Origin of the sequence: Granulicella sp. 5B5, from assembly GCF_014083945.1 — a bacterium.
GTDB lineage: Bacteria > Acidobacteriota > Terriglobia > Terriglobales > Acidobacteriaceae > Granulicella.
This window is the reverse complement of the sequence record NZ_CP046444.1, coordinates 2,564,411-2,589,918: the sequence shown is the minus strand read 5'-3', so window position 1 is coordinate 2,589,918 and position 25,508 is coordinate 2,564,411. Positions and strand designations below refer to the sequence as shown.

Sequence of the window (25,508 nt, the reverse complement as noted above, 5' to 3'; positions counted from 1 at the left end):
ACTTAGAGCTATCTCTTTTCCGATTGTGCCGCGTGGAACATCCGCATACCTTCAATTACCGCGGTTTGCTTCTTGGAATACACCGACCGTCGCATTTTCCCCCTCACCAACGCCAAAAGATAATGGGCCTGATAAGCAAACAAATATGGCGAAGAGCGTACCCAACCGAGATGCTTCAGGAGAAAGTAGACACGGTTGCGTGTACAAAAACGAATCATCGTTGTTGACTCTTCCTGTCCAGTCAACGAAGACACCTTATGCAAAAGTACGGTCTTCGACAAATAGAAGAGTTTGACTCCGGCCATCAACGCCCTGTACATGAAGTCCACATCATCAACATAGACGAAATATCGCGCGTCCATAATGCCAATCTTATCGAACACTGAACGTGCAATTAGCACGCAGCAAGTCGGCACATATGTAACGATCCGTTCTTCATCATACCGCCCACGGTCTATCTCGCCTTCGCCGTAGTGAACGCCTCGATAGCCATACAAGGGTTGGAACGTCCCACCTGCCGCCCAAATGCGGTGAGGCTCATCAAAGTACATCATCTTCGGACACGTCATCTCCACGTGATGATCTTCCAGCCCGTGGGCCAATTCTTTCAGCATTGTTGGACCGAACTCCGTATCGTTATTGAGCAATAAGACGGAGTCACATCCCGCTTCAAGTGCGGCGCGAATTCCCAGGTTGTTCCCTTCCGCCACACCAACATTCTGGGCACTTGGTATCGGTATAAAACGGGGATCTGCAAAGTCTGCGACCATCTGCAGCGTCGCATCCTTCGAGGCATTGTCTACTATGTAGAGCAGGAAGTCCACATGAGTTTGTTTCGCAACGCACTCCATAAACGGCTGCAGCACCGAAGCACTGTTATAGGTGACCGTTACTACCCCAATGCGACCGTGACCTTTAAGCCGGGCCTGCGTATCACGGTTCAGATCATTATCCATGCATCAACCCCTTCGATCTCAATTCGTCCAGTGATCGTTCATAGTTGCTCGCTTCCAGTGCCTGGCTCTCCGCCCACCCGAGGAACTCGCGCATGCCGGCTTCGAAAGTCCATGTGGGTTTGTAATGGAGGACGCGTTCAAGCTGTGTTGTGTCCGCGCAGCTGTGGCGAATATCTCCCTCACGAAAAGCACCGGTCACCGTGACCTCCGACTTGCTTGAGAAAAATGCTATGACCTGCTCGACAAGTTCACTTACTGTCGTTGCCACGCCGGTTCCCACATTGAGCGCCGCGGGCTTTTGCGGAGGCGCCTCCACAGCGCGAAAAGTCGCTTCGACTACGTCGTCGACGTACACAAAATCGCGACTCTCCAGTCCATCTTCAAATACATAGATCGGCTTGTCGGCGCGCGCCTGGTTGGAAAAAATTGCCAGGATGCCCGTGTAGGGGTTCTTCAACGACTGCCCAGGACCAAAGACATTCTGATACCGCAGGCCGAACCCGTTGATACCCAAAGTTGTGGCATACATCAGCACCATCTGCTCTTGAACCTGCTTCGTCAACCCGTACAGTGAAGACGGGTGAAAGGGCGCATTCTCAGGCGTCGATACCATCGAAGTAGCGGCGCCGCAGATCGGGCATTTCGGTTCGAAGTCGCCCTTCTGCATCGCTGCGCTCGATCGCATCTCCGGATATACGGTGCCATGCTCTGAACACTTTGCTGCACCCTCACCATAGATGGAACGCGACGACGCAACCACAACGCTGCGCACTCTAGTATTCCCCGCGAGCATTATCTCCATCAGGCTTGCCGTCGCTCCGATATTCACATCGGTGTAGTGGCGCACCTGATACATCGATTGACCCGTGCCCGTCTCGGCTGCGAGATGCACAAGCACTTGGCTACCTTTCAGGGCGCGCTCGCAAAGACTCACATCACGCACATCACCGCGGAATAGCTCAGCATGGCCACGAAGATCCTCGGGCAGATCCCTATTTCCGCCATGAATCTGAGGGCTGAAGTTATCGAGGATCGATACACCGTAGCCCGCACCTAGCAGCTTACGAGCAAGGCGCGAGCCGATGAAACCTGCACCGCCTGTAATCAGAATCTTATCTTTCACTATCCCTCCAGCGGCCGCCAGTATCTTGCAAGCCTGTTTCTTCTGTCCATCAACCCATCAATTTCAACAATCACTCGGCATCTGCGCTCACTTACGCTGTAGGACCTTTCTCATGCCGTAATAAAAGAAGCCGGCCCGGCGTCCAAGGGTGTAATTCAAAGCATAGAGGAAGCGCGGCAGCGGGTGGTCAAAGAGGCCCAAAGCCGCCAGTTCATCACGCATCTCCTTAAGGATTGCGCGGTCCGAACCCACATACATCTCGAAGATGTGGAATGACTGTTTGACCTCCAGGTCATGTTTGATGTCTGTTTCGAGATCCACATGGAACTGCGCGCCAACATCTCTGGCAATGCGCAGAACTGACGCCCACATCTTTGCCCGGCCCTTTGGGCTGTACGATCCCGGAATATGCACTTCACCTTCAGATGCCGATGCGCCAAACAACGGTGCATTCCCGCTGCGTCCCGCAACAATCGGCTCCGCGATATATCCAATCCCCTGCTCGCAGAAGGCCTCTGCGGCCAGGTAAATCTGGTAGTAGAGCGTGCCATCATAGCGTTCGGTGGCCAACCTCTCGGCCCAGTGCCGATCGATAATAAGGCCCGCAATGAATCCTGTGGTCCTGAAGATCATCCGCGGCTGGCTATCGCCTACCCTATAGACCTGGTTCTGATTGGACAAGCGGCTCACACCCAGAAACTTGTCAGCACTCTCATCGAACCGGACAAACGAGCGCGAGACCATCGCCATCGAGGAGTTTTCGCTCAAATACTTTGCCGACGTTTCAATGCAGTGCGGCAGCATCGCGTCGTCGTTGCCCATCAGCATCACCCACCTGCAGTGAGAGTCGCCGATCACCCTTCGAAGGTTGCCATCGAACCCGAGGTTCTTCTCGTTTTCGATGTAATTGATCACGCAGCCGTCTGCCGTAAAGCGCTTGCGCCAGCGTTCCACCACCGCACGAATCTGTTCACGCTCCGGCGACTTGTCTTCGCAGATTGTGATCTCTCCGGGCAACACAGTCTGTGCATAGATAGACCGCAGCAACTCTTCCAACTCTCCAGGGCGCGAGTAGGCCGGAACGCCCACAGAGATATCAGCGGTCTTGCGATGAATCTCTGTTGAGGATTGCGTCACGCTATTCATTTCCATCCAGATATCGAATTACTTTTGCAGGCGCTCCACCGATGAGTGCTGGGCGCGATTCGCGGAGACGAACAACACTGTTCGCCGCAATAATGGACGACTTCGCAATCTCGGTACCTGCTAGGATCACAACACCGTCACAAATCCACGTCATAGCGCCAACAGATATCTGTCCAACATCGCCAAGCGGTCGGCGCGCAGGCGGCACTGTAAGAATCTCTTCAATATCCCTCACTGATCCATGACTGTGATCGCCGATGTACACCTTGCTCCCGATAAGACAGTCATCACCTAAGATGATCTTATTCACGCAGGAGATGTGCGTGAGATCGCTAATGGCCACACGGTTGCCAATAGTGAGGTTCGGTGTGAAAGAGACTCCGGCATACTGTGTCACAGCCTCAATCCAGCAGAAGTCTCCCACGGTCACACCTGTCCCTACTGTCACCGTGTCGCTACCGAAGAGTTTTGAATGTTTGCCGAACTTCCTGAATCGGACACCGAAAAAAAGATAAACCAACCACGCGCGAATACGAGGAGGTATTCTCCTGGCCTTGTCGACGTTCCTCCTTAAATGGTTCACGAGATTCTTCTCTTCCAATTTGCTCACTTACTGTAAATGTAGACCATGGACACGAAGAAGCCTGAGCTGTCAGATAGGTTAGCCAAGGCCCCAAATATGGCACATACAGGGCCGGGAAAGAAAATCAAGACTGGCTAGCATTCTCCCAGGAACGTCGTTCAACGGAGTATCGCTTGATGAGCCGTGCCGGCGATCCGGCGATCATCGAATACGGGGGGAAAGATTTGGTGACCACTGAGTTTGCCCCCACAACACACCAGTCTCCAAGCGTAACGTTCGGCATAACAGCTACGCGGTAGCCCAAAAAACAATTCTTCCCGATTTTCACTGGCCCCTTACTGACCAGATCCTGCTCCATGATGAAGCCCTTGTCCGGCTCGAAGCCATGAAAAAAATCCGTGATATAGACATGTTCGCTCAAGGCACTGCCATCACCGATGACAATAGAATCAAGCGCCGCGATGAAGGCATAATGTCCAATGTAAACGCTATTACCGATGGACAATGACGGGTCATAACTCTTGCCCGCGTACTGATCGACGGCACAGATATTGCACCCAGGCATGATCGCCGAACCCGATCCGATTTCGACATGAGATCTGCCTTGAAAACGCCAAGGTCGCACCACTAGGGCATCTTTACCCAGCTTCTTTAATCCATGAGGACGGTTAAGCAGAAACCTCTTGACCTTAACTAAATACGGTCGCATCTTATTCCAAATCATGCCGTATTTCCCTTTCTACTTATTATCGATCGATCACGGAGGATCTCTGGCCTCAATCTCGCATTTAGTCAGCAACGCACTCTTGCCTAGACTCCCTCGTTACGATGCCGCCAACTTTGGGTCAGGAGTGTCAGGCATAGTGCAACGAAGATGCAGCAAGCAACAGCAAGGAATCTTTGTCTCTGCGGCGATGGACTACAGATGGACGCGGTGACGAGGGGCAGCGCAAAGACCACGGGCCATCCAAGGCTCTCTTTCAAGAGACGACTTGAAGGAACGTCCATGAAAGAACGTGTTCGAGGGATATTGTACAAACAAGTGACAGCTAAACCCGCTATGGCACCGACCAGGGTACCCAACGCAACGCCAATCGCCCCGAACTTCCAGCCAAGCAGAATGCTGGCGATGAGATTAGTAAATCCCTCCGCCAGCGGCCCAAAGATAACAAGTCGCTGCTGTCCCGTACCCACCAGTATGGAAGCATAAGGAACACCGACAAGCCGAAGCATGTTGCCGATGACAAGCACAATCAAAATATTCGTGCCATTGACCGCATACTGGGCGCCAAGCCAGACCCGGATGATCGGCCCAGCAAAAACTACAAGCGGCAAACCTGTAATCAGCAAAAACATGACTGCAAGTTTGGTGGACTTCAATAGCAACTCACCGAGGCCCCTGGAATCGCCGCTTGCCTGCAAGGTCGCGGAGTGGGGCATAATGACCCCGAACAATGCGGTCTGCAGACCGCCAAGAAATGTGATCAGGACGGCGGAAGCCGAATAGACGGGTACTGCGCTAAAGTCGAACCGTCCTACCAAAATGAGGTCGAAACCAGTTACCAGCAAAGTGCTAAAGGACCAAACAGACAGACTGAGGCAATAGCTGGAAAGCTCACGCACCAACCGTTGCGTTATCACTCCAAGCCGGTAGTGAATGCCGGGTGCAAGCCACCGAAAAGCTACATACTGGGCTGTATACGTCAGCAAATTCACTGAAGCCAGCACGCATGCCATAAAAACAAGCGAGTGGCCCGTCATCGCTGCTGCGATCAGGCCGATTGAGCTGAGGAGCTTGCCGGAAGCCACCGTAATGGCTGGAACCTCGAAGCGCTGCCGCCCGACAAACACACCGTTCCACGCTGAGGCAGGCAAACCTATCGCGGTCGATGCACCTGCGATGAGAATCGCGACGCGCATCGGCTGCAACAGAGCGGCCGGCACGCTTGGAAAGATATGGCCAGCAAACAAAGCAACGATGATCACAGCCAGCATTCCTACCGTGGCAGCCAGACATAATCCTGCCATCGCTGTGGAGAAAATGCCATCTCTCCAGTCATAATCCTGTTTCTCTTCGGCAAACGCGATGTACCGGCCCACCGCGGTCTGCAACCCAAAGTCGAGAAACCCCATATACGCACTGACCTGCAGGATCAGCACCCATACGGCATAGTTGGTACTGTGCATGTAACGGATAAGAACCGGAGGAAGAACGAGCGCGATGATGGCAGCAGCGCCGCCGCGGCCAACATTTGAAATCGCGTTCTTAATGAGACGACGTCGCAAGCGGTATCCTTTGGCTGCAGACTATCCTGCAGCGGTGAGCTAGTGATCGGCCGACTGAACGATCTGCCGCTGAACACTCGGGAGGGTCCCATAGGGTCGTTTCGGAAGCACATAACCGGCAAGCATCCGACCAGGCAGCGAAACATGAACCACGAGGGCGGTGAGAGCCCATAGAAATGGCTCGGTGATATCGGGGATGGCGATCGCCATATCAAGAAGCGCAGCAATCATCGCCCATCGTAGCCATGCCTTATTTCTCGGAACCCCACGGATAATTCCAAGGAATGTCATGCCGAAGAGGATGGTACCCAATACCCCTACATTGCCAAGCAGACTGGCCAGCAAGCTCGACGGCCGATAGCTGCCGGTTCCAACACCGATGCCATAGGTATTTCCAACCAACTGCAGCGAATACTTGTCCATCGTCGTTCGGTGCTCGTATGACCCCGATCCCGGCTTGTCGATTATCCATCGCTGCACAAGGTCTCTGCCACTTGACGACAGGAGCGCAATCCCTATCACTGCAGCAATACCTACTAATCGCACCAACTGTCGCATACGAATGGAAGACGATGCAGTAGCAGAGGCGACGCGAACAGGCAGATTGAACGCGACAACCAAACCTATCACCGCGGCCAGCGCAACCATAGCGCTGCTGGAGCGAACGAGAAACAGTCCTACCGCACAGAGGATCGCCTTCCAACCCTCTTCACTGAGCACATAGGATCGATAGAAATAGATAGAAAAAAGGACCACGAGAACGAGCCCAGCATAGGAGGGTTCCCCGCATGTGGCGTGAAGACGAGTCGTCGGATCCAGCGCTATCAACTGCATGGACGCGGTCTCTGGACTGTTTTCGAAGAGAGAATATGGAAATGGAACACCCAGGAGGAGGGCTACAAGCTCACCAGCGATAGTCCCAATCATGCAATAAAAGGCCGCGTTGATTCCTATCCACACTTTGTCTGATTTGAAGGCAGAAGCAGCTGCAAACACCACCAGAACATTCATCAGCAAATACCCTGCTTGTGCAGCATTGGCTACACTAAACACCAGCGGGAATGTCTGAAAGACGAGATCACTTGTCCCGAGGTGTTCAGAATAGACCTGAACTCCCGCAAAAAACAGCGGGCACAAGATGGCCGAAAGCACACCGAGAACCGCGAAAGCTACAAGGAATACGTCCCCTTGAAATCGCTTTTTTATGCCACCCTGGAATATCTGCGCGATTACAAACATCGGAGCCAAAACGTAGTAGGGCATGATCCCCAAATTGCCAAAGCTGATCGCGCTGGTAGCGGGGAAAATTGTGGAAAACAGCAGTAGCGGGAAGAGATAGTCCCGTTTTCGAAAGAAACAATAGAGTCCCACGAAGATGAAGACCAGCCCGATTCCAGTTGGCATTAATACTCCTGGCAGCGATTTATCCGGCACAGTGTCTGCCAGCGCTCAGCTGCACATTGAAGTCTCCACACAACGCCTGCCAGAGAAGGCTCTGGGAAGCGCTCAAGTCCTTCCGCTACAGGATCGGAACAGCCCTGTAGCCGTTCCACGACCTGAGTGCGCCGGATTCGATCCGATCCGACCGGGAAAGCACCAGGTGTCTCATAAAACTCCACACAGGATACCAGAACAGCATTCAATAAACTGGCTACCGAAAGCCTTGGCAGCAGACATCGAAGTGTAGCGGGCATATCAGAAACCAGTGCTGCTTTAGTAGATATAACGTGACCATGCCAAGCCTGCAGGCTCTCGAGACCATGACGCCCAGACGCTACTGGGGTTCCCGTGCCGTTTCGACTTCGAATCTTGTATATCACGCTGGACTATGGATGGGCATAAATGTATGTGCTGGCAAGAGAAACAATTAGACCGCTTGCGCCGCCCTTTATAGCGGCCTTCGTCTTGGACGTCGGTACAAACACAATATCGTCGTTCATCAATGCGACATCCGGCGCCTTGCCTGCGAGTATCTTGGCTGCCGGTACGGTCAACAAAACTCGATGGTTTCCCTCTGTCCGGGCAATGGTTGTTGAGTTGAGAATCGCTTCGAACCCATAGCCCCCGGCAGCCGCCAGGGCTTCGCCCACAGTGGTAGGCGTTGTGCCTTTGAGGGGATACGCTCCTTGATTTTTTACGGCTCCAACCACATAGTAGTTGCCCACGCGCAATATCTGCAGCTTGTCACCGTTAAGCATTTGCATGTCCCCATAACGGGAGTGAGCAGCATCGGAACCCAGTGGAATCATGATTGGCTCATCCAAGCCCTTACGGGTTAAAACTACGTAGGGAGACGCTCCTGAAAGTAGACCTCCACTCGCAGCAATCGCGCGGTCTAGAGTAAGCCCTCCGAGCGTCGGATAAGCGCCTGGATGAAGCACTTCACCATTTACCACCACAACAGATGATGGCTGCTTTGCAAGAACGACCTTGACCGCTGGATTCAGAACCAGATTGTTGCGGACCAAAGCTCCATTGATAGCTCGCTCCGCCTCTTCGACGGTCAAGCCCGTGACCCTTAACGGAGTCAGATAAGACAACTGAATTGTCCCATCACGCTCTACGCGAACGTCCGTGGTGTATGTCGATGCACCATCCAAAGAAATATGGAGAGTGTCATCTGGAGCAATCACAATAGGGCCTGGAACTACAGACATCAATGATGCAAGAAGCGGTTCATCCACTGCGAGTTTAGGCTGGAAATAGGTGGGGTTCGCAGGCCCAATTTGCACCGATCCCCCAACAACCTGCGACCGTGCCTGCGATGCTCCCAGGGCCGTCATGAAAACAGCTGCAGCCAATGGTGGCGACAACTTCCCAAATAGCTTCATCACTCGCCTCCCCGCGACTGAGTTTCACCGTATGCCCCGTAAGTGTAGTTGCCATAATAGGACGTATAGCGATTCCAACGGAGGTCAACAGCGTTCAACACAACGCCGGCAACGTGTGCGCCCGCTCGGTTTAGTTGAGTCAGTGCTTGGCGAATCGACCGCTGGTCCACGGTTTGGTGGCGAATCACAAGAACAACGGAGTCTGCTAGAGTGGCTGCAACCACCGAGTCGGCCACGGCCAACACTGGGGCCGAGTCAAGGATCACATAGTCAAACTGACTCCGGCAATAATCCAGCACCTCCTTCATCTTCTCTGATCCCCACACCACAGCGGCATTTGGAGGCGCCGCCCCGGCGGTCAATACCCATAGATTGTCGGCCCCTGCTGGTCGCTGGACCGCCTTCTCAAAGGTAGTCGCGCCGCTGACCACAGAGGTAAGACCTGGCTCCCGCCGCAGCCCCATACGAATGTGCTGCGATGGCTTACGAAGATCGCCATCGATTAACAAAACCTTCGAACCGTGCTCGGCAAACGTTGCCGCCGTCTCACGTGCAATCGTCGATTTTCCTTCCGCAGGCACAGTGCTCACAACCATGAATAGATTGTTTCGCTCATCAGGTTTGGCCATCAACAAAGCATTCCTCACCATCTGTATACCTTCCGCATAATGCGTGGTTGGTTTGGTGATGGACACGAATGGGAGGTGTTGGTCCTCGTCTGTCTCCAGCGGCAATAAACATAAGCCGGGTAGATGCAGCCCCTGCTCTATCTCTTCGAGCGTCTCGAAGGTCGCCTTCAGAAGATCGATCGTAACGGCTGCAATGGCTCCCAGCAGCAACAGCACAAACACCGCCCCAACAAACAACATCCACGGAGAAGGCAGCCGGGCGCGCGATGGCGGCACTCCAAGGTCGACCACATCTATTTGCGCCGACTGGAGCCCCGAGTCAACACTCGCCTCTTCTAGTCGCTGGACCAACCCCTCATAGAGCGTGCGATGCGACTCGTACTCACGCTGCAGAATGGCATACCGGACCATCTCGTCTCGCGACTGGAAGGCATCTTTCTGCTGTTCCGCAAGCGCAGTCTTCGTCATCGCTTCGTTAGCGGTAGCTGCGGAATATGCAAGCTTCGATTGGCTCAGAATACGATCTTCCTCAGTCTTGATCTGTTGCGACAGAGTGTCAACCTTTGCCTTCGCTTCCTTGACCGCTGGATAGTTCTTCCCAAATTGTGCCGTTAGACTCGCATAGTTCGCCAGCGCATCCGCTTGTGATGCGCGCAAATTCTTCAGCAGCGAGTTCTGCGACTGTTCGCCGCCCAATACGGCCTGCTCGCTCTCGATCAGGTTGGGATCCGACTCATTCAGATATCGATACCGCGCCTCGGCAACAATACGCTGAAGCGTTGCATCGCTCGAGGCTCGGCTCAATGTTGCAAGCGCCCCCGCATTCAGATAGGCAGGATTCCTGGGATCAAGCGCAAGCAAACCTAGCTTGCTTTCGAGATCCACCAACTTTTCCTGGTCTGATTGGACCTGCCCCTTCAGTTCATTCAACTGCCCAATCAACCACTGCGAAACACGGCGTGTGGAGCCAAACCGCACTTCGAGCGAGTTCGAAATGTAGTCATTGATGAGAGTATTTACCAGGTTTGCTGACAGCGATCCCGAATGAGTCGTCGCCGATATGCTAATGATCTCCGACTTCGGAACATGTGCGATGTCCAGCGATTTCTTCATTTGAGCAATGATTGCATCGCGTGTCTCAGGGGCATCAAGTACCTGGTGGCGAGTGCGGGCGGGCTCGAAAAACTCCGGCTTGTTCGCGAGGTCGAGGTCCTTGGCGACATGAAGCAGCAATGAATCGCTGGTCAAGACCAGCACCTCGGTATTGAGCTTGTCATCTAGGGATGATGAGCCTTGCAAGGCCGAGGATGCCGATAGCTGAAACATGCTGCTTCGGCTAGGCTCAATTCGCAATAACCCCACTGAGAGGTAGTTCCTGGGCTTGAACAAGAGAGCAGTACCTATCAGCAGACCCACTAGAAAAGCGGCTAGGACGATGCGGCGGCGGCGAAGTAGACCGACCCATATTCGCGCGAGGGATGGCAAGTCCGCCGCCTGGTCCGTCTGAACATCAAATGCTTCTTGCAACCCCTGCGGGGATGTGTTGTTGGTAGCAGATTGTGGCAAAGTCGGAGCGTTCCTCGGCGCGGTTTATATCGATCTCATCGTACCAGAATGCGCCAACTCCTTGTATGCCCGCAATGACCCCGCAAAGGCAGGACTTTAAGTGTAAAGGCCCACAGCTCGAGCTGGCTATCGCATTAATTTGGAATCACCCGGTTTGCCAATAACTTCCTCGAGATATCGGCGTTTCATGCAGAATGCCGAGGTGCAGCTCGCGTACAACAAGCAAGAGAACATGATTGTCGACGGACAATTCTTTCTTCTGGCTACAGGAGGAGCGCCTGCACATCTTCGAGTCGCGACCGCTACGTAACGTACAAAATTTGGTTTATTCTTAGAGTGAGTCGATTTATCCCATAGACATGACATCACAGCCTTCAGGAGGCATGTTCGCCACCAAGCCCAGGATCGCCCTCGTTCATGATTGGCTCACAGGCATGCGAGGCGGTGAAAAGGTCCTCGCCGCACTTTGCCAGCTCTACCCTGACGCTCCCATCTGGACTCTGGTCTACGTCAGAGGTTCTGCCTCTCCGACCATCGCCCGTCATCTTATCCACACGAGCCTGTTACAAACCATGCCCCGCTCCGGCACCCTGTATCGACAGTATCTGCCGCTCTTCCCGCTCTTCGCCGAGTTGCACAAAGCCGACGCCTCTCAACTCATCGTCTCTACTTCGCACGCTGTGGCCAAGTCCATGGTCAAGCGCCACTCCGGCGCTCGGCACATCTGCTACATTCACACCCCCATGCGCTACGCCTGGGACCTCTTTGAAGAGTACTTTGGTGTCGAGCGTCATGGTTGGTTTCTCTCCCGCTGCGTCTACCGCCCGATACTGTCGCTCATCCAGCGCTACGACCGCGCCACTATTGGCCGTGTCGATTTGTTCGTCGCCAACTCTTCCTTCATTGCCGAGCGCGTCAAGCGCATCTACCATCGCGACGCCGTCGTACTTCCACCGCCTGTCGCGATTGACCGATTCATCGCCCTCGAACGTGCCCCAGAAGACTGGTACCTCGTCGTCAGTGCGCTCGTCCCCTATAAGCGCGTGGCTGACGCCATCCATGCCTGCCACCATCTCGGCCGCCGCCTCAAAGTCATCGGCAAGGGGCCAGAGTTTGACTCTCTATCTCAACTCGCGAACTCTCTCGGTGCTCCCATCGAGATGCTCGGCGCCCTCGACGATGAGGCGCTTGCCGATCACTACCGCCGGGCCAAGGCGTTGCTCTTTCCTGGCATTGAGGACTTCGGCATTGTCCCCCTCGAGGCCATCGCCGCAGGTTGCCCCGTCATCGCCTACGCGCACGGTGGCATCCTCGACTCCATGACCTCAGACACCGCCGTCTTCTACCACCAGCAAACAACCGAGGGCCTTGTCGACGGTATCACTCGCTTTGAACAGAAACCCGAGGCCTTCCAAACCGATGTCATGCGCGCTCACGCCAGCAAATTCACAGAGCAGGCCTTCATTATCGCTTTTGCAAAGATTGCCAATGACCTCCTGTCCCAGCCGGCAACGGGTGCCTTGACCTGAATATAGCGATCCCACCTTTCGGAACTTCCAATTCGCGTGTGACGATCCCGTCATGTCCTGCGCGGCATCCGAAATCGCACTAACATTTCTAACAGTTGCATTCATCGGCCTACTGCTTTCTGGCATCGTACAAATATCTTGATGCGTTGTGTCGGCAACGCATCCTTCAGCTCTCGCAAGGCCAAAGAGCAGTTCCCCTGACCGTTCTCCCCAATACGATTTAAGCTTTGTCAAGAGGTCTTGTTTGCGCCATCTAACATCATCTATGCGTTGTGTAAAACCGAAACTCGGGTACAACGTCACGTCTCTTCAGAACTTCTCGCGGGTGCTGGTATTTGCTGGCCCTCTAGTGCTTTTCGGCTCATTTGTGATGCCATCCCGGGCCCTGGCTCAGGACTCTTCCACCCAGCAAGCCAAGCCCATACCCGATGGCCCTCCACCCAAAGCGACCCCGATCCCTGACGGTAGCCAGCCGCGACAAAAGTCAGTTCCGGCTAACCCGCAGCCGAAGGCATATCCCATCCCTATCGTCGAGAAGCCATCTTTCTTCGCCTATGAGAGGCCCAGTGAAGATCCCGTCGGCGCATCCGACTCCCTCGGCTCCACCTACATTCCCGTAGACAGCTTTGTCTACCCGCTGGTCCTGCGCCTCTACTCCATGGGGTACCTCGACACGGCATTCATCAACATGCGTCCCTACACACGGCGCAGCCTTCTGCACATGTTGAATGCCACCCGGGACAAGGTTGTCGCGGACCGCAATGAGGAAGCTGAAGGAATCTTGGTCAGCCTGCAGGACTACGTCTCGGCTGAGATGCCTGCCACCGGCAGGGCCCGCGGCACCGTATACGGCGTCGATACCGTATACACGCGCTTCATAGGCATCGACGGCCAGACTCTCCGCGACAGCTATCACCTTGGCCAGACGATCGCCAATGACTACGGACGCCCTTACCAGTCAGGTTTCAATAATTTCACTGGCTTCTCGACGGTCAATGAGATGGGCATCTTCTCGCTCTACGTCCGTGGCGAGTATCAACATGCTCCCTCCGGCGCTGGCTACTCTCAGGCACTCTCGGCACAGCTTTCCGCCATCGACACCATCCCCTACTCTGGATACAACCTTCACCAAGCCACCATCCCCACAGGCCCCATACCAAGTACCAACACCTTCGCGCTTCAAGAGGCTGCGCTCTCAGTACATCTCTTCGGACACGAAATCTCGGGAGGCAAGTCCGACGCCTGGCTCGGGCCCGCGGCCGGCGGTGCCCTGGCCTGGAGCAATAACGCACAGGATATCTACTCCTTCCGCATCAACCGTGTCGATCCCCTGCACATTCCCCTTCTCTCCGATTTGACCGGTCCCTTCCGTTACGACTTCTTCGTCGGCTCTCTCAAGGGCCACACCGATCCAAACTCTCCCTGGGTCCACTCGGAAGAGTTCAGCTTCGCTCCTACCCCCAACGTCCGCATCGGCTTCCAGCGTACTGTCATCTGGGGTGGCGAAGGTCACGAGCCCATCACCCTTCATACCTTTTTACGTAGCGTCTTCAACCTCAATGACACCGCCGACAATCCCTCCGTCAAATTCTCCGCGCAGGACCCCGGCGCACGCTACAGCGACTTCAACTTCAGCTGGCGTCTGCCCTTCCTGAGCCATTACGTCACTCTCTATACAGACGCCATTTCACACGACGACGTCACACCTCCCAGCGCCCCACGACGTGCCGCCTATCGTCCCGGCGTCTATATATCTCAATTCCCCGGACTGCATAAACTCGACTTCCGCATCGAAGGCGTCAGCACGGACACCTCCACCCTGCGCAGCCTCAACGGAAGGTTCAACTACTTTGAGACGATCCAGGTCCAGGGCTACACCAATAAGGGCTTTATCATGGGTGACTGGATCGGCCGCGAGGCTAAGGGTGGTCAGGCATGGCTCACCTATCACCTCTCGCCCAACGAGTGGATTCAAGTCGAGTACCTGAACAAAAAAACTCCCAAGGACTTCATCCCCGGCGGCACTACTCAGAACCAGTTCACCGTCAACGTCGTTAAACGCCTGCGCAAAGACATCGAGATGAATGCCTGGCTGCAGTACGAAGGCTGGAAAGCTCCCATCTACGTCCCCGGCAACGGCCTCAACAAAGACACCACCGTCTCGTTCCAGTTCACCTGGTTCCCGGAGTTGCACAGCGGTGCAGCGTTTCCCCACTGACCTGCGCTACACTCAGCCCCGAACCGGTGCCCTCGCATAAGGCGCCGGTTCTTCTTCGCAAAGAGCGGCGACATCTCCTGCCCACCGCAGCTGGGATTAGCACACCAACCAGTGGCGCCATACTAAGCTAGCATGCAGACTGCCATGCAGGAAGTGCCCACCGTGCGTTCATCATGAAGAAGGCCCTCATCACCGGAGTCATCGGGCAGGACGGCGCATACCTAGCCGAGCTCCTGCTCGCGAAGGGTTACGTGGTACACGGCATCAAGCGCCGCGCTTCTCAACACCGCGCATCGACTACATCTACGAAGACCCATCCCACCCAACGCGCCCTTCATGACCGCCAGCGACAGCATCTACATCGCGGTCTCGTCTGCTCTGCGATCCATCGCGCGCTCCTCGCCGCTGGTTATACCAACATCATCACCCGCAGCCGCGCCGACGCAAAACAACTCATCGTATGGGGAACCAGTACACCCCGACGCGAGTTCCTCCATGCCGACGACCTCGCCAGCGCCGCTCTCTTCCCTATGAACCTATGAACCTCGACGACCCAACCTACCGCTCACTACTGCGCGACGACGCTCCCACCCTCATCAACATGGGCACGGGCGAGGACATCTCCATCGCCGACCTCGCCCGCCTCATCCTGCAGGCCATCGGCTTCTCCGGCGAACTCGTCTTCGACATCACCCAACCCGACGGCACGCCCCGCAAGCTGCTCGACGTCACCCGCATCCACGCCCTCGGCTGGCGCCACAAGATCACTCTGCAGGAATGGCTCCGCTGTACCTGCGACACATGGCTCAACCGCGCTCAGCTCTGATTTACCTCAGCATCTGGGCTCTCGTCCCGTGATGCCGGCCTATACGACCACCGGCTTGTGCGGGATGATCCTGTGCTGGAAGCGAGCCACAGGCTTCTCGATAAAGCGATGAACGAGATCGGACACAAGCAGCCCGGCACTCAATACAATCAAAAGGCGAAGCGGCCAACCCGATGGGAATATCTTATTTAGGATGACGAGGGTCACGCCGTGAAACAGATACAGCGGATAGCTGATCTGCCCGATCCAGATGAGGATGCGGGGCATCTTTCTGGCTCGCAACGCGAACACCAGCATGAAGAGGGCATAGGCTATCACCCAGCTCACAATGGCATTGGAAGTGTCCACCGAATTATTCGGTGATGCATAGACCTTATATCTCAGCCAAAAGCCTACCGAAAAGACAACAAAGAGAACCGGCAGAACAGCATAAACACGCTTCGCAGGAAACCCCTCCGACAGCAACCGGTACAGCAGTGTTCCAAAAAATGCAGTCACAATCAGACCCAGTCGGCCTGACGGCAACGTCCTGTGAATCGCAAGGCCGAGCCCTATTTGGCTAAAGAGCAGCAATAGTGCGGAAACCCAAAGCCAAAGCTCGGTCTTCTTCAGAAATCCAAAGAAGAAGAGAACCGAGCAGACCAGGTAGAACGCAAGTTCAAGCGAGAGGGTCCAGTAAGTCCCAAGCGCGAAAGGTATTCCCAGGTACTCCCCAATCATGCTGATGTTGCCGACAATAAACCCCAATGGATGTTGCTCGTAATAAGGCGGCAACATTGGCAGGAACCGGTTTAGCAACAGCATCACAATCAAACTGACTGTATATGTTGGCCACAGACGAAGCACTCTACCCACCCAGAACTTAGGGAGCGAGTTGTACTTCTCCAGGCTGACCGGGATGATGAATCCGCTGACGATGAAGAAAATAACAACGCCAATCTCACCTAAGTTGAAGTTGTGGTTCGTAAAATGAGCGAACGACGGCGAGGTGGATTCAACGCTATGCTGTATCAGAACGAGTAATGCAGCCAACCCGCGAAGAACATCAAGAAACTCGATGCGCCGCGACGGAGTCTTCGTAACCATTACCGAACGTTCTGAAATCGACGCAGCGGACCCCATTGTTTTACCACCTTTCCCCAGGCGGCTATGCCGCGTTTACGCTCAGGGCCGCCAGAGACTTCAACGGCCAACCTCCTGCCAGTGTAGCTCAGGGCCTGTAAAAGAGGCCTGCTCTTGCATGGAGACGACAACGACGATAGACCCATTGCTTCACACGTATTGGGGCGGAATCCCCACTCGTGAAGTGCATCAGACCGGTCCTTTACCCCTGATACTCCGGCGGCAACTCCGCCTCTGCCAGTAGGCTCCCTACCGCATCCTTCGCCGAAACCGCAGGTGTCCCAATTCCCTCCAGCGGCCATGCGATCTTCAGCGTCGGATCATCCCACCGCACGCACCGCTCGCCCTGCGGATAGTAGAACCCGGTCGCCTTATACAGCACATTCGCCGTCTCGGACACCACCACAAACCCGTGCCCAAACCCCTCGGGAATCCACAAAAACTCGATATCCTCACCATACAGGTCAAACCCTGCCCACTTACCGAAGTCCGGCGATCCCGGTCGCAAGTCCACAGCGACATCCCAGATGTGCCCGCTCAGCACGCGCACCAGCTTCCCCTGCTGTTCGCCAAGCTGATAATGAAGTCCGCGCATCACGCCGCGCCGCGAAAATGACTGGTTGTCCTGCACGAACCGTTCCGGCAGACCGGCCGCCGCAAAACTCTTTGCGTTGAAAACCTCAGCAAACCAGCCGCGGTCATCTCCATGCTTGGTGGGGCGCACAAGCTTCACATCACGAAGGGGCGTATCGACAATCTGCATTCTTCTAGTAAATCAAATCCAGTCGTCTTCTGCACTCTGCCATTTCCATAGCGTCTCTGTTCACTTATGCCTACTATAGAGATACAACCGTCGAGGCCAAGGCGCATCCAAGCTCGTAGACGGACTTAAAAACCTGTGCTGTAGTCTTTCACCGGATTTTCTATACTAGTTGGAGTCGCATAATGAACGGCATTGTAGTAACCGGAGGTGCAGGCTTTATTGGCGGCAACTTCGTCCTTCACTGGCTTGGTCAGGGTCTAGGCCCACTGGTCAACCTCGACAAGCTAACCTATGCGGGCAATCTCCAAACCCTCGCCTCCGTGCAGGACAACCCTGGCTACACCTTCGTACACGGCGACATCTGCGACGCCGAGCTCGTCGCCAAAGTCTTCGCCGAGCACAAGCCCCGCGCTATCGTCCACTTCGCTGCCGAAAGCCACGTCGACCGCTCCATTCTCGGCCCCGAGGCCTTCCTCAAGACCAACATCGACGGCACCTTCACCCTCCTCCAGGCCGCCCGCAACTACATGGCGACTCTCAGCGAAGAGGATCAGAAGAACTTCCGCTTCCTGGCCGTCTCCACGGACGAGGTCTACGGCACCCTCGAACCCAACGACCCCGCGTTCTCCGAGACCACACCCTACGCGCCCAACAGCCCCTACGCTGCCTCCAAGGCCGCGTCGGACATGCTGGTTCGCGCCTGGTTTCACACCTACAAACTGCCGGTCCTCACCACCAACTGCTCCAACAACTACGGCCCTTACCACTTTCCTGAGAAGCTGATCCCGCTCATGATCACCCACGCCCTCGCCGGCAAGCCGCTGCCCATCTACGGCGACGGCCTCCAGGTCCGCGACTGGCTCTACGTCATCGACCACTGCAAGGCGATCGCCGCCGTCCTCGAAAAAGGCACCCCCGGCGAAACCTACAACGTCGGCGGCAACAACCAGCGCACCAACAAGGAAGTCGTCCACACTCTCTGCGCTCTGCTCGACGAGCTCGTCCCCGACTCGCCCTACAAGCCGCACGCGCAGCTCATCACCTCCGTCAAGGACCGCCCCGGCCACGACCGCCGCTACGCCATCGACGCCACCAAAATCGAGCGCGAGATCGGCTGGAAGCCCGAAGAGACCTTTGAAACCGGCCTTCGCAAGACAGTCGAGTGGTACCTCGCCAATAAAGAATGGGTAGAAGGCGTCACCAGCGGCAGCTACCAGCAGTGGATGTCCGCCAACTACAGCCATCGCACAGGCGCAGCCGCTGAAAAAGCAGGAGCAGTCAAATGAAGGGCATCATTCTCGCCGGCGGCTCTGGCACGCGACTCCATCCGGTCACGCAATCCATCAGCAAACAGCTGCTGCCCATCTACGACAAACCGATGATCTACTACCCGCTCTCAGCTCTGCTGCTGGCGGGCATCCGCGACATCCTCATCATCTCCACACCCCGCGACACGCCGCGCTTCGAAGAGCTCCTCGGCGACGGCTCACGGTGGGGCATCCATCTCAACTACGTTGTCCAGCCCTCGCCCGATGGCCTAGCCCAGGCCTTCCTCATCGGCGAAGGCTTCCTCGCCGGCGAAGGCTGCTGCCTCGTCCTCGGCGACAACATCTTCTACGGCCACGACTTCGCCAAGGCCGTCGCTGCGGCTGCCAAACTAACCTCCGGTGCCACCGTCTTCGCCTATCCTGTCTCCGACCCCGAACGGTACGGCGTCGTCGAGTTCGACTCCACCGGCAAGGCCATCTCTCTCGAAGAAAAACCCACGAACCCGAAGTCGCGCTACGCCGTCACCGGAATCTACTTCTACGACAACCAGATCGTCGACGTCGCGAAGCACATCAAGCCCTCCCCACGCGGCGAGCTCGAGATCACCGACGTCAACCGCTGGTATCTCGACCGCGGCCAGCTCCGCACCCAGCTCCTCGGCCGCGGCCTCGCCTGGCTCGACACCGGCACCCACGATTCCCTGCTCGAAGCCAGCAACTTCATCCAGACCATCGAGCACCGCCAGGGCCTCAAGGTCGCCTGCCCTGAAGAGATCTGCTACCGCCAGGGCTTCATCACCCGCGACCAGCTCGAAGTTCTCGCCGCCAACATGGGAAAGAGCACCTATGCCAACTATCTCCGGCAGATGCTTCAAGAGACTGTCTACTAGGCGCGCCTCACACTGATCCTGCACCGGCCCTGGTTGCGCTCTCCGGAATCCCGGCTATCTTCGTCACTAAGCCCCGCAAGGGTTATACGATAGCGGTAGCGATCGCAAACAGCACCGCGACGATCGCAACTCTTCAATTTGTCTCCGAAATGGGGCTGGCGAACGATGAAGGCGATCATACTGGCGGGAGGTTTGGGAAGTCGTCTCAGCGAAGAGACCACCCAGCGGCCTAAGCCCATGGTGGAAATCGGCGGTTATCCCATCCTGTGGCACATCATGAAAATCTACTCCACCCACAACGTGAACGACTTCATCGTCTGCCTGGGATACAAGGGCTACTCCATCAAGGAGTACTTCGCCAATTATTTTCTCCACTCTTCCGACGTCACCTTTGACATCGCCGGAAACAGCATGGAGGTCCACAGCCGCCGCGCCGAACCCTGGCGTGTCACCCTCGTCGACACGGGCAATGACTCTCAAACCGGCGGCCGCATCAAGCGCGTGCTTCCCTACGTTCAGGACGATCCCGCCTTCTGCCTTACCTACGGCGACGGCGTCGGGGACATCGACATCTCCGCCAGCATCAGGTTCCATCAGCAGCACGGCAAGCTCGCCACCATGACCACCGCGCAGCCATCCGGCCGCTTCGGTTCTGTCGTCCTTCAAGGCGACTCCGTGCTCGACTTCTACGAAAAGCCAATCGGCGACGGCCAATGGGTGAACGCGGGTTTCTTCGTACTCTCGCCAAAAATCGGCGACTACATTGCTGGCGATTCCACGGCATGGGAGCAGCAATCCCTACCCACCATTGCCCGGGAAGGCCAGCTCCAGGCCTTCCGCCACCGCGGCTTCTGGCAACCGATGGACACTCTCCGGGACAAGAACCACCTCGAAGATCTATGGTCTCGGGGCAAAGCGAGCTGGAAGATATGGCCCTGAACTTCTGGAAATCCCGCAGGGTCTTTCTCACCGGGCACACTGGCTTCAAGGGAAGCTGGCTTTCACTATGGCTCCTCTCGATGGGCGCCGAAGTCAGCGGATACTCCCTCGAGCCTTCCACCTCCCCGAATCTCTATTCGGCGTTGGGCCTCGCGAAGGACATGGCCTCCACCATCGCCGACGTGCGCGACGCCGACACCCTCGAACGGACCATACGCTCCTTCCGCCCGGAGATCGTCATTCACATGGCAGCCCAGCCTCTCGTCCGCTACTCCTACGAGAACCCCGTCGAGACCTACGCTACCAACGTCATGGGTACGGTCCATCTGCTGAATGCGGTCAGGCACACGCCGGAGGTGCGCTCCGTCGTCATCGTAACCAGCGACAAATGCTACGAAAATCGCGAGTGGGTGTGGCCCTATCGCGAGGACGAGGCCATGGGTGGTTACGACCCCTACAGCAGCAGCAAAGGCTGCGCGGAGCTTGTCACCGCTGCCTTCCGGCGGTCGTACTTCCCGCCTGACAAGCACTCCGAACACAAGGTCGCGATTACGTCTGGACGCGCCGGCAACGTCATCGGCGGCGGGGACTGGGCGCCGGATCGCCTCGTGCCCGATATCATCCGCTCCTTCACAGCAAACCAGCCGGCCATCATCCGCAACCCTCGCGCCGTCCGCCCCTGGCAGCACGTTCTCGAACCCCTCTCCGGCTATCTCACCCTCGCCGAGCGGCCGTTCACCGACGGCCAATCCGTGACCGGTGCCTGGAACTTCGGCCCATCCGAGGCCGGCGCGCAGCCCGTCCGGTATCTGGCGGACTCGATGGTCAAAGCCTGGGGCGATGGCGCGGCGTGGGTACCCGCCGAAGACGAACAGGCCGTCCACGAGGCGCACCTGCTCAATCTGGATTCCTCCAAGGCACGCACGCTGCTCGGCTGGCGGCCTCGATGGCGGCTCGACGAAGCCCTTGCCCACACCGTCGATTGGTATCGTGAGTTCTACCACGGAGGCGACATCCGGTCGTTCTCTCTCAGGCAGATCGAACACTACGCGTCAAACCCGACCGCGTAATCGGGAAAACCTTGCGGCATAAAGATGCGGGGACAGATCATGGACTTGACGAACATACATACAGCAGAGGGCAACGCCAGCTCCGCCGAAAAGCCCCGGAAAGACCTGCTCCGCGAGCAGATCCGCGAGCTCGTAACCCAGTACCACGCCGAGGCATTCCCTCCGCGTTCGTTCACCCCCGGCCAGTCCGACATCCCCGTCTCCGGCAAGGTCTTCGACGCCGAAGACATCCAGTACACCGTCGACGCCTCGCTCGACTTCTGGCTGACCACCGGCCGTTTTGCCGCGGAGTTCGAGCGCCTCTTCGCGCGCGTCATGGGCGTGCGCGACGCCCGCCTCGTCAACTCCGGCTCCTCCGCGAACCTCATCGCTCTCTCAGCTCTCACTTCAAACTCGCTCGGCGACCGCGCTCTGCGCCCCGGCGACGAAGTCATCACCGTGGCCGCCGGCTTTCCTACCACCATCAATCCCGCGATTCAAAACAACCTCGTGCCTGTCTTCGTCGACGTCCAGCTCGACACCTATGACATCGACGTCACCCAGCTCGAGGCCGCCGTCTCAGACCGCTCCGGCGCCGTCATGATCGCCCACACCCTCGGCAACCCGTTCGACCTCGACGCCGTCACGGCCTTCTGCAAAAAGCATGATCTATGGCTCATCGAAGACTGCTGCGACGCCGTCGGCGCCACCTACAAGGGCCAGGGTGTCGGCACCTTCGGAGACGTCTCCACCGCCAGCTTCTACCCTGCCCACCACATCACCATGGGCGAAGGCGGCGCCGTCATGACCCAGAAACCCGAGCTCACCAAGCTCGTCGAGTCCTTCCGGGACTGGGGCCGCGACTGTTGGTGCGCGCCTGGTCAGGACAACACCTGCGGCAAGCGCTTTGAGTGGCAGCTCGGCGAGCTCCCCTGCGGCTACGACCACAAGTACATCTACTCGCACATCGGCTACAACCTCAAGCTCTCGGACATGCAGGCAGCGGTCGGTGTCTCACAGCTCAAGAAGCTGCCCGGCTTCATCGCTGCGCGCCGCGCCAACTTCAAGACACTCTACGATGGCCTCAGCGACCTGCAGGATGTCCTCTCGCTCCCTCAATCCACTCCTGGCTCCGACCCCAGCTGGTTCGGCTTCCCCATCGCGGTCAAGCCTGAGTCAGGCCTCAAGCGCGACGACATCATCAAAGAGCTCACGCAGCGCAAAATTCATACGCGCCTTCTCTTCGGAGGAAATCTCCTCCGCCAGCCCGCATATCTCGACATCGAATATCGCAAAATCGGCGATCTGCCCAACACCGACTACATCATGCACAACGTCTTCTGGATCGGCGTCTACCCCGGTCTCACCGACGCCATGCTGAACTACATCATCGAGAGCTTCCACGACATCGCGCGACGCTAACAGCGCAATCCATACGCCATCAGCCAAGCCGCTCGATCACCTGCGCCACGGACTCTCTCCACTCTGGCATGGTGAATCCAAGCTCCTTCTTAAGCTTCTCGCAGTTCATTCGAGAATTCAGCGGCCGCTTCGCCGGCGTCGGATACTCGCTCGAAGGAATCGGCAGCAGCCTTGCAAACCGCTGTTCCGGCTCCTTCAACTGCGCCAGCCGCACAAACTCGCTTGCAAACCCGAACCACGTCGTCTCACCCGCGTCACAAGCGTGATACACACCACCCGCCTCGCGGACAGTATCGGCCAGCGACCGCCCCTCGGCGGCATCCTCCATCCGCTTCATCACATGGACTGTCAGCCGGGCCAGGTCCTCACTCCATGTCGGCGCGCCGTGCTGGTCCGCGACAATCTTCATCTCTTCCTTCTCGCGTGCAAACCGCAGGATCGTCTTCAGAAAGTTATTGCCCGTAGCTCCATAGACCCAGCTCGTTCGGAACACCATGTAGGCCGCGCCACTCGCCGCGAGTGCCTGCTCTCCCGCCAGCTTTGACGCTCCATACACTCCCAGCGGCCCCGTCCCATCCGTCTCCAGCCACGGCTTTGTGCCATCACCCGGAAACACATAATCCGTCGAGAACGAAATCACAGCTGCCCCAATCGACGCAGCTTCTTCACCCAGCACGCGCACGGCGTCGCGGTTCACCGCATATGCCAGCTCCGGCTCCTTCTCTGCCTTGTCCACCGCGGTATAAGCCCCCGGATTCACGATCCACCGCGGCCTCACCTCACGCACCACGCGCCTCACGCCTTCGGCATCGCTCAGGTCCAGCTCGGCACGTAGCGGGGCCACCACCTCACCCATCGGCTGCAACAACGGCAGCAGCGCTGCACCCACCTGACCGCTCACACCTGTCAGCAAAATCCGTCCCGCCATTGACTATGAATCTCCTGTTATTTGCTTTCTAGGCACAGCATTTATTTATTCTAGGCGCGAACGCGCCTCCTGCAATCCGGATGGTCGGCCCCTCTCCGCCTTCTTCCTCGCATACCTCTTCAGCCAGCGTCCGTCTTTCAGTTGGATGTGCGACGGAATAAGCCGCGCGTTAGCCGAGGCCGAAGGGGTAACGCCATCGGCTCGCCGGTGCAACGCTATTGAGGTCCTGCGGCTTTGCCCACTACCAGCTTGCTCGCCGAACTGATAGTGGGCCAGCAGTCTCATGCATGACATGCTAGATACACGACAATGACAATCGTTATCGGTGACTGGCTGCATAATGCAGAAAGTGAAATCAGGGCTCCGTCACCATGGGAGTTGTTACGCAGGAGTGTTCATGACAGGAACGGATCGGAAACTGGTTGTTTGTGGAGCGGGTGGATTCATCGGTGGGCACCTGGTGAAGTATCTGAAAGACAGGGGATTCGCAGCGATTCGGGCTGTCGATATCAAGCCGGTTCAGGATTGGTATCAAACCACTCCCGGAGTCGAAAACCTGGTTCTCGATCTCAGCGAAAAAGAAGCCTGCTATCAGGCGCTTGATGGGATGGACGTGGTGTATCAGCTCGCCGCCGATATGGGCGGCATGGGCTTCATCGAAAACAATAAGGCTCTCTGCATGCTCAGTGTCCTGGTGAACACGCATCTACTCGTGGCAGCTCGCGATAAGGGAGTGAAGCGGTTCTTCTATGCTTCCTCGGCCTGTGTTTACAACGGAGAAAAGCAGAAAGACCCCAATGTCACTGCGCTCAAAGAAGAAGACGCTTATCCTGCGCTGCCCGAGGATGGCTACGGCTGGGAAAAGCTCTTCAGCGAACGCATGTGTCGTCACTTCGAGGAGGACTTCGGAATCACAACGCGCGTGGCCCGTTTCCACAACGTCTATGGGCCGCTGGGCACATTTGATGGAGGGCGCGAAAAGGCACCCGCAGCAATCTGCCGAAAAGTCATCGAGGCCAAGCTCTCCGGCAAACATGAGATTGAGATCTGGGGAACCGGCAACCAGACCCGCAGCTTCATGTACATCGACGATTGCACCGTAGGCATCCAGTCGATTCTTGACAGCGACATTCAGGAGCCGATCAATCTCGGCAGCAGTGAGCTGGTCACGATCAACCAGCTCGTCGATATTGCAGAAGAAATTGCCGGTATCAAGCTCCAGCGCCGCTACAACCTCAATGCACCCAAAGGCGTGAACGGGCGCAATAGCGACAACACAAAAATCAGGCAGTACCTGGATTGGGAGCCCTCGATCCGCCTGAAGGATGGCTTGCGGCGCACATATGAGTGGATCGAAAGCCAGATGCTCCTTCGCTAGGCTTCATCGCCATCGACGCCACCAGGATCGAGCGTGCCGCTCCAGCTTCGTTCTCG

Annotated in this window: 22 protein-coding genes; 10 read left to right on the top strand and 12 right to left on the bottom strand. The window is 56.6% G+C overall.

The features are described from left to right. Positions 1-8 precede the first annotated feature (8 nt). The 9 genes from GOB94_RS10850 to GOB94_RS10810 all read right to left on the bottom strand — a co-directional run bounded on the left by GOB94_RS10850 (position 9) and on the right by GOB94_RS10810 (position 10,880). The gene (locus GOB94_RS10850; RefSeq protein WP_182275940.1) at positions 9-956 is read right to left on the bottom strand and encodes a glycosyltransferase family 2 protein; all 948 of its coding nucleotides are present in this window, start codon (positions 954-956) and stop codon (positions 9-11) included. Further along, positions 949-2,079 (bottom strand): NAD-dependent epimerase/dehydratase family protein, encoded by a 1,131-nt coding sequence (locus GOB94_RS10845; RefSeq protein ID WP_182275939.1) that lies wholly within the window; start codon positions 2,077-2,079, stop codon positions 949-951. The genes GOB94_RS10850 and GOB94_RS10845 overlap by 8 nt, the downstream gene beginning before the upstream one ends. Before the next feature lie 87 nt (positions 2,080-2,166). After that, positions 2,167-3,216, bottom strand: a complete 1,050-nt coding sequence (locus GOB94_RS10840; RefSeq protein WP_220464916.1) for a glycosyltransferase — start codon at positions 3,214-3,216, stop codon at positions 2,167-2,169. A 1-nt stretch (position 3,217) separates the two neighbouring features. Continuing rightward, entirely contained in the window at positions 3,218-3,826 is a 609-nt protein-coding gene (locus GOB94_RS10835; protein WP_220464915.1) for a hypothetical protein, read from the bottom strand. Positions 3,827-3,932: 106 nt separating this feature from the next. Beyond that, positions 3,933-4,532: an acyltransferase gene (locus tag GOB94_RS10830; RefSeq protein WP_182275937.1), complete on the bottom strand. Its 600-nt coding sequence runs from the start codon at positions 4,530-4,532 to the stop codon at positions 3,933-3,935. A gap of 86 nt (positions 4,533-4,618) precedes the next feature. After that, on the bottom strand, positions 4,619-6,094 hold the full coding sequence (locus GOB94_RS10825; protein ID WP_182275936.1) for a polysaccharide biosynthesis C-terminal domain-containing protein: 1,476 nt from the start codon (positions 6,092-6,094) through the stop codon (positions 4,619-4,621). Positions 6,095-6,133: 39 nt separating this feature from the next. Next, a complete protein-coding gene (locus GOB94_RS10820) occupies positions 6,134-7,498 on the bottom strand; it encodes a hypothetical protein (RefSeq protein ID WP_220464914.1) in 1,365 nt (454 codons plus the stop codon). A gap of 422 nt (positions 7,499-7,920) precedes the next feature. Then, on the bottom strand, positions 7,921-8,925 hold the full coding sequence (locus GOB94_RS10815; protein WP_182275934.1) for an SLBB domain-containing protein: 1,005 nt from the start codon (positions 8,923-8,925) through the stop codon (positions 7,921-7,923). Then, positions 8,925-10,880, bottom strand: coding sequence for a polysaccharide biosynthesis tyrosine autokinase (locus tag GOB94_RS10810; protein ID WP_182275933.1), 1,956 nt, complete (start codon positions 10,878-10,880; stop codon positions 8,925-8,927). The genes GOB94_RS10815 and GOB94_RS10810 overlap by 1 nt, the downstream gene beginning before the upstream one ends. A gap of 623 nt (positions 10,881-11,503) precedes the next feature. On the opposite strand from GOB94_RS10810, the gene GOB94_RS10805 reads away from it, so the two are divergent. The 4 genes from GOB94_RS10805 to GOB94_RS10785 all read left to right on the top strand — a co-directional run bounded on the left by GOB94_RS10805 (position 11,504) and on the right by GOB94_RS10785 (position 15,693). Beyond that, positions 11,504-12,649 (top strand): glycosyltransferase, encoded by a 1,146-nt coding sequence (locus GOB94_RS10805; protein ID WP_182275932.1) that lies wholly within the window; start codon positions 11,504-11,506, stop codon positions 12,647-12,649. 370 nt (positions 12,650-13,019) lie between these two features. Next, a complete protein-coding gene (locus tag GOB94_RS10800; RefSeq protein ID WP_182275931.1) occupies positions 13,020-14,867 on the top strand; it encodes a capsule assembly Wzi family protein in 1,848 nt (615 codons plus the stop codon). Positions 14,868-15,040: 173 nt separating this feature from the next. After that, positions 15,041-15,409 carry an NAD-dependent epimerase/dehydratase family protein gene (locus tag GOB94_RS16880; RefSeq protein ID WP_255483857.1) on the top strand — a complete coding sequence of 123 codons (369 nt, stop codon included), beginning with the start codon at positions 15,041-15,043 and terminating at the stop codon, positions 15,407-15,409. Further along, positions 15,406-15,693: a hypothetical protein gene (locus GOB94_RS10785; protein ID WP_182275930.1), complete on the top strand. Its 288-nt coding sequence runs from the start codon at positions 15,406-15,408 to the stop codon at positions 15,691-15,693. Before GOB94_RS16880 ends, GOB94_RS10785 begins: the two co-directional genes overlap by 4 nt. 39 nt (positions 15,694-15,732) lie before the next feature. On the opposite strand, the gene GOB94_RS10780 is transcribed toward GOB94_RS10785, so the two are convergent. Together GOB94_RS10780 and rfbC are read right to left on the bottom strand one after the other, a co-directional pair. Beyond that, a complete protein-coding gene (locus GOB94_RS10780) occupies positions 15,733-16,779 on the bottom strand; it encodes an acyltransferase (RefSeq protein ID WP_182275929.1) in 1,047 nt (348 codons plus the stop codon). A gap of 238 nt (positions 16,780-17,017) precedes the next feature. Beyond that, positions 17,018-17,578, bottom strand: coding sequence for a dTDP-4-dehydrorhamnose 3,5-epimerase (gene rfbC / locus GOB94_RS10775; RefSeq protein ID WP_182275928.1), 561 nt, complete (start codon positions 17,576-17,578; stop codon positions 17,018-17,020). Between the two features lie 182 nt (positions 17,579-17,760). Here rfbC and rfbB point away from each other — a divergent pair, with 182 nt between their 5' ends. The 5 genes from rfbB (at position 17,761) to rfbH (ending at position 23,146) form a co-directional block, all read left to right on the top strand. Further along, a complete protein-coding gene (gene rfbB, locus GOB94_RS10770; protein WP_182275927.1) occupies positions 17,761-18,864 on the top strand; it encodes a dTDP-glucose 4,6-dehydratase in 1,104 nt (367 codons plus the stop codon). Continuing rightward, positions 18,861-19,736 (top strand): glucose-1-phosphate thymidylyltransferase RfbA, encoded by an 876-nt coding sequence (rfbA, locus tag GOB94_RS10765; protein ID WP_182275926.1) that lies wholly within the window; start codon positions 18,861-18,863, stop codon positions 19,734-19,736. Before rfbB ends, rfbA begins: the two co-directional genes overlap by 4 nt. 165 nt (positions 19,737-19,901) lie before the next feature. Then, positions 19,902-20,675 (top strand): glucose-1-phosphate cytidylyltransferase, encoded by a 774-nt coding sequence (gene rfbF / locus GOB94_RS10760; protein ID WP_182275925.1) that lies wholly within the window; start codon positions 19,902-19,904, stop codon positions 20,673-20,675. Then, complete coding sequence (gene rfbG / locus GOB94_RS10755; protein WP_255483855.1) at positions 20,636-21,745, top strand: CDP-glucose 4,6-dehydratase; 1,110 nt, start codon at positions 20,636-20,638, stop codon at positions 21,743-21,745. The genes rfbF and rfbG overlap by 40 nt, the downstream gene beginning before the upstream one ends. Before the next feature lie 39 nt (positions 21,746-21,784). Next, positions 21,785-23,146, top strand: coding sequence for a lipopolysaccharide biosynthesis protein RfbH (rfbH, locus tag GOB94_RS10750; RefSeq protein WP_182275924.1), 1,362 nt, complete (start codon positions 21,785-21,787; stop codon positions 23,144-23,146). A gap of 19 nt (positions 23,147-23,165) precedes the next feature. On the opposite strand, the gene rfbD is transcribed toward rfbH, so the two are convergent. Beyond that, positions 23,166-24,074, bottom strand: coding sequence for a dTDP-4-dehydrorhamnose reductase (rfbD, locus tag GOB94_RS10745; RefSeq protein WP_182275923.1), 909 nt, complete (start codon positions 24,072-24,074; stop codon positions 23,166-23,168). Positions 24,075-24,471: 397 nt separating this feature from the next. On the opposite strand from rfbD, the gene GOB94_RS10740 reads away from it, so the two are divergent. After that, positions 24,472-25,452, top strand: a complete 981-nt coding sequence (locus GOB94_RS10740) for an NAD-dependent epimerase/dehydratase family protein (RefSeq protein WP_182275922.1) — start codon at positions 24,472-24,474, stop codon at positions 25,450-25,452. The last annotated feature ends 56 nt before the right edge of the window (positions 25,453-25,508 follow it).

What these genes read in the sequence shown, in the direction of transcription:
- GOB94_RS10850 (WP_182275940.1), bottom strand. Translation starts at nt 956, where the DNA reads ATGGATAATGATCTGAACCGTGATACGCAGGCCCGGCTTAAAGGTCAC.
- GOB94_RS10830 (WP_182275937.1), bottom strand. Translation starts at nt 4,532, where the DNA reads ATGATTTGGAATAAGATGCGACCGTATTTAGTTAAGGTCAAGAGGTTT.
- GOB94_RS10820 (WP_220464914.1), bottom strand. Translation starts at nt 7,498, where the DNA reads ATGCCAACTGGAATCGGGCTGGTCTTCATCTTCGTGGGACTCTATTGT.
- GOB94_RS10815 (WP_182275934.1), bottom strand. Translation starts at nt 8,925, where the DNA reads ATGAAGCTATTTGGGAAGTTGTCGCCACCATTGGCTGCAGCTGTTTTC.
- GOB94_RS10810 (WP_182275933.1), bottom strand. Translation starts at nt 10,880, where the DNA reads ATGTTTCAGCTATCGGCATCCTCGGCCTTGCAAGGCTCATCATCCCTA.
- GOB94_RS10805 (WP_182275932.1), top strand. Translation starts at nt 11,504, where the DNA reads ATGTTCGCCACCAAGCCCAGGATCGCCCTCGTTCATGATTGGCTCACA.
- GOB94_RS10800 (WP_182275931.1), top strand. Translation starts at nt 13,020, where the DNA reads ATGCCATCCCGGGCCCTGGCTCAGGACTCTTCCACCCAGCAAGCCAAG.
- GOB94_RS16880 (WP_255483857.1), top strand. Translation starts at nt 15,041, where the DNA reads ATGAAGAAGGCCCTCATCACCGGAGTCATCGGGCAGGACGGCGCATAC.
- GOB94_RS10785 (WP_182275930.1), top strand. Translation starts at nt 15,406, where the DNA reads ATGAACCTCGACGACCCAACCTACCGCTCACTACTGCGCGACGACGCT.
- GOB94_RS10780 (WP_182275929.1), bottom strand. Translation starts at nt 16,779, where the DNA reads ATGGTTACGAAGACTCCGTCGCGGCGCATCGAGTTTCTTGATGTTCTT.
- rfbC (WP_182275928.1), bottom strand. Translation starts at nt 17,578, where the DNA reads ATGCAGATTGTCGATACGCCCCTTCGTGATGTGAAGCTTGTGCGCCCC.
- rfbB (WP_182275927.1), top strand. Translation starts at nt 17,761, where the DNA reads ATGAACGGCATTGTAGTAACCGGAGGTGCAGGCTTTATTGGCGGCAAC.
- rfbA (WP_182275926.1), top strand. Translation starts at nt 18,861, where the DNA reads ATGAAGGGCATCATTCTCGCCGGCGGCTCTGGCACGCGACTCCATCCG.
- rfbF (WP_182275925.1), top strand. Translation starts at nt 19,902, where the DNA reads ATGAAGGCGATCATACTGGCGGGAGGTTTGGGAAGTCGTCTCAGCGAA.
- rfbG (WP_255483855.1), top strand. Translation starts at nt 20,636, where the DNA reads ATGGTCTCGGGGCAAAGCGAGCTGGAAGATATGGCCCTGAACTTCTGG.
- rfbH (WP_182275924.1), top strand. Translation starts at nt 21,785, where the DNA reads ATGGACTTGACGAACATACATACAGCAGAGGGCAACGCCAGCTCCGCC.
- rfbD (WP_182275923.1), bottom strand. Translation starts at nt 24,074, where the DNA reads ATGGCGGGACGGATTTTGCTGACAGGTGTGAGCGGTCAGGTGGGTGCA.
- GOB94_RS10740 (WP_182275922.1), top strand. Translation starts at nt 24,472, where the DNA reads ATGACAGGAACGGATCGGAAACTGGTTGTTTGTGGAGCGGGTGGATTC.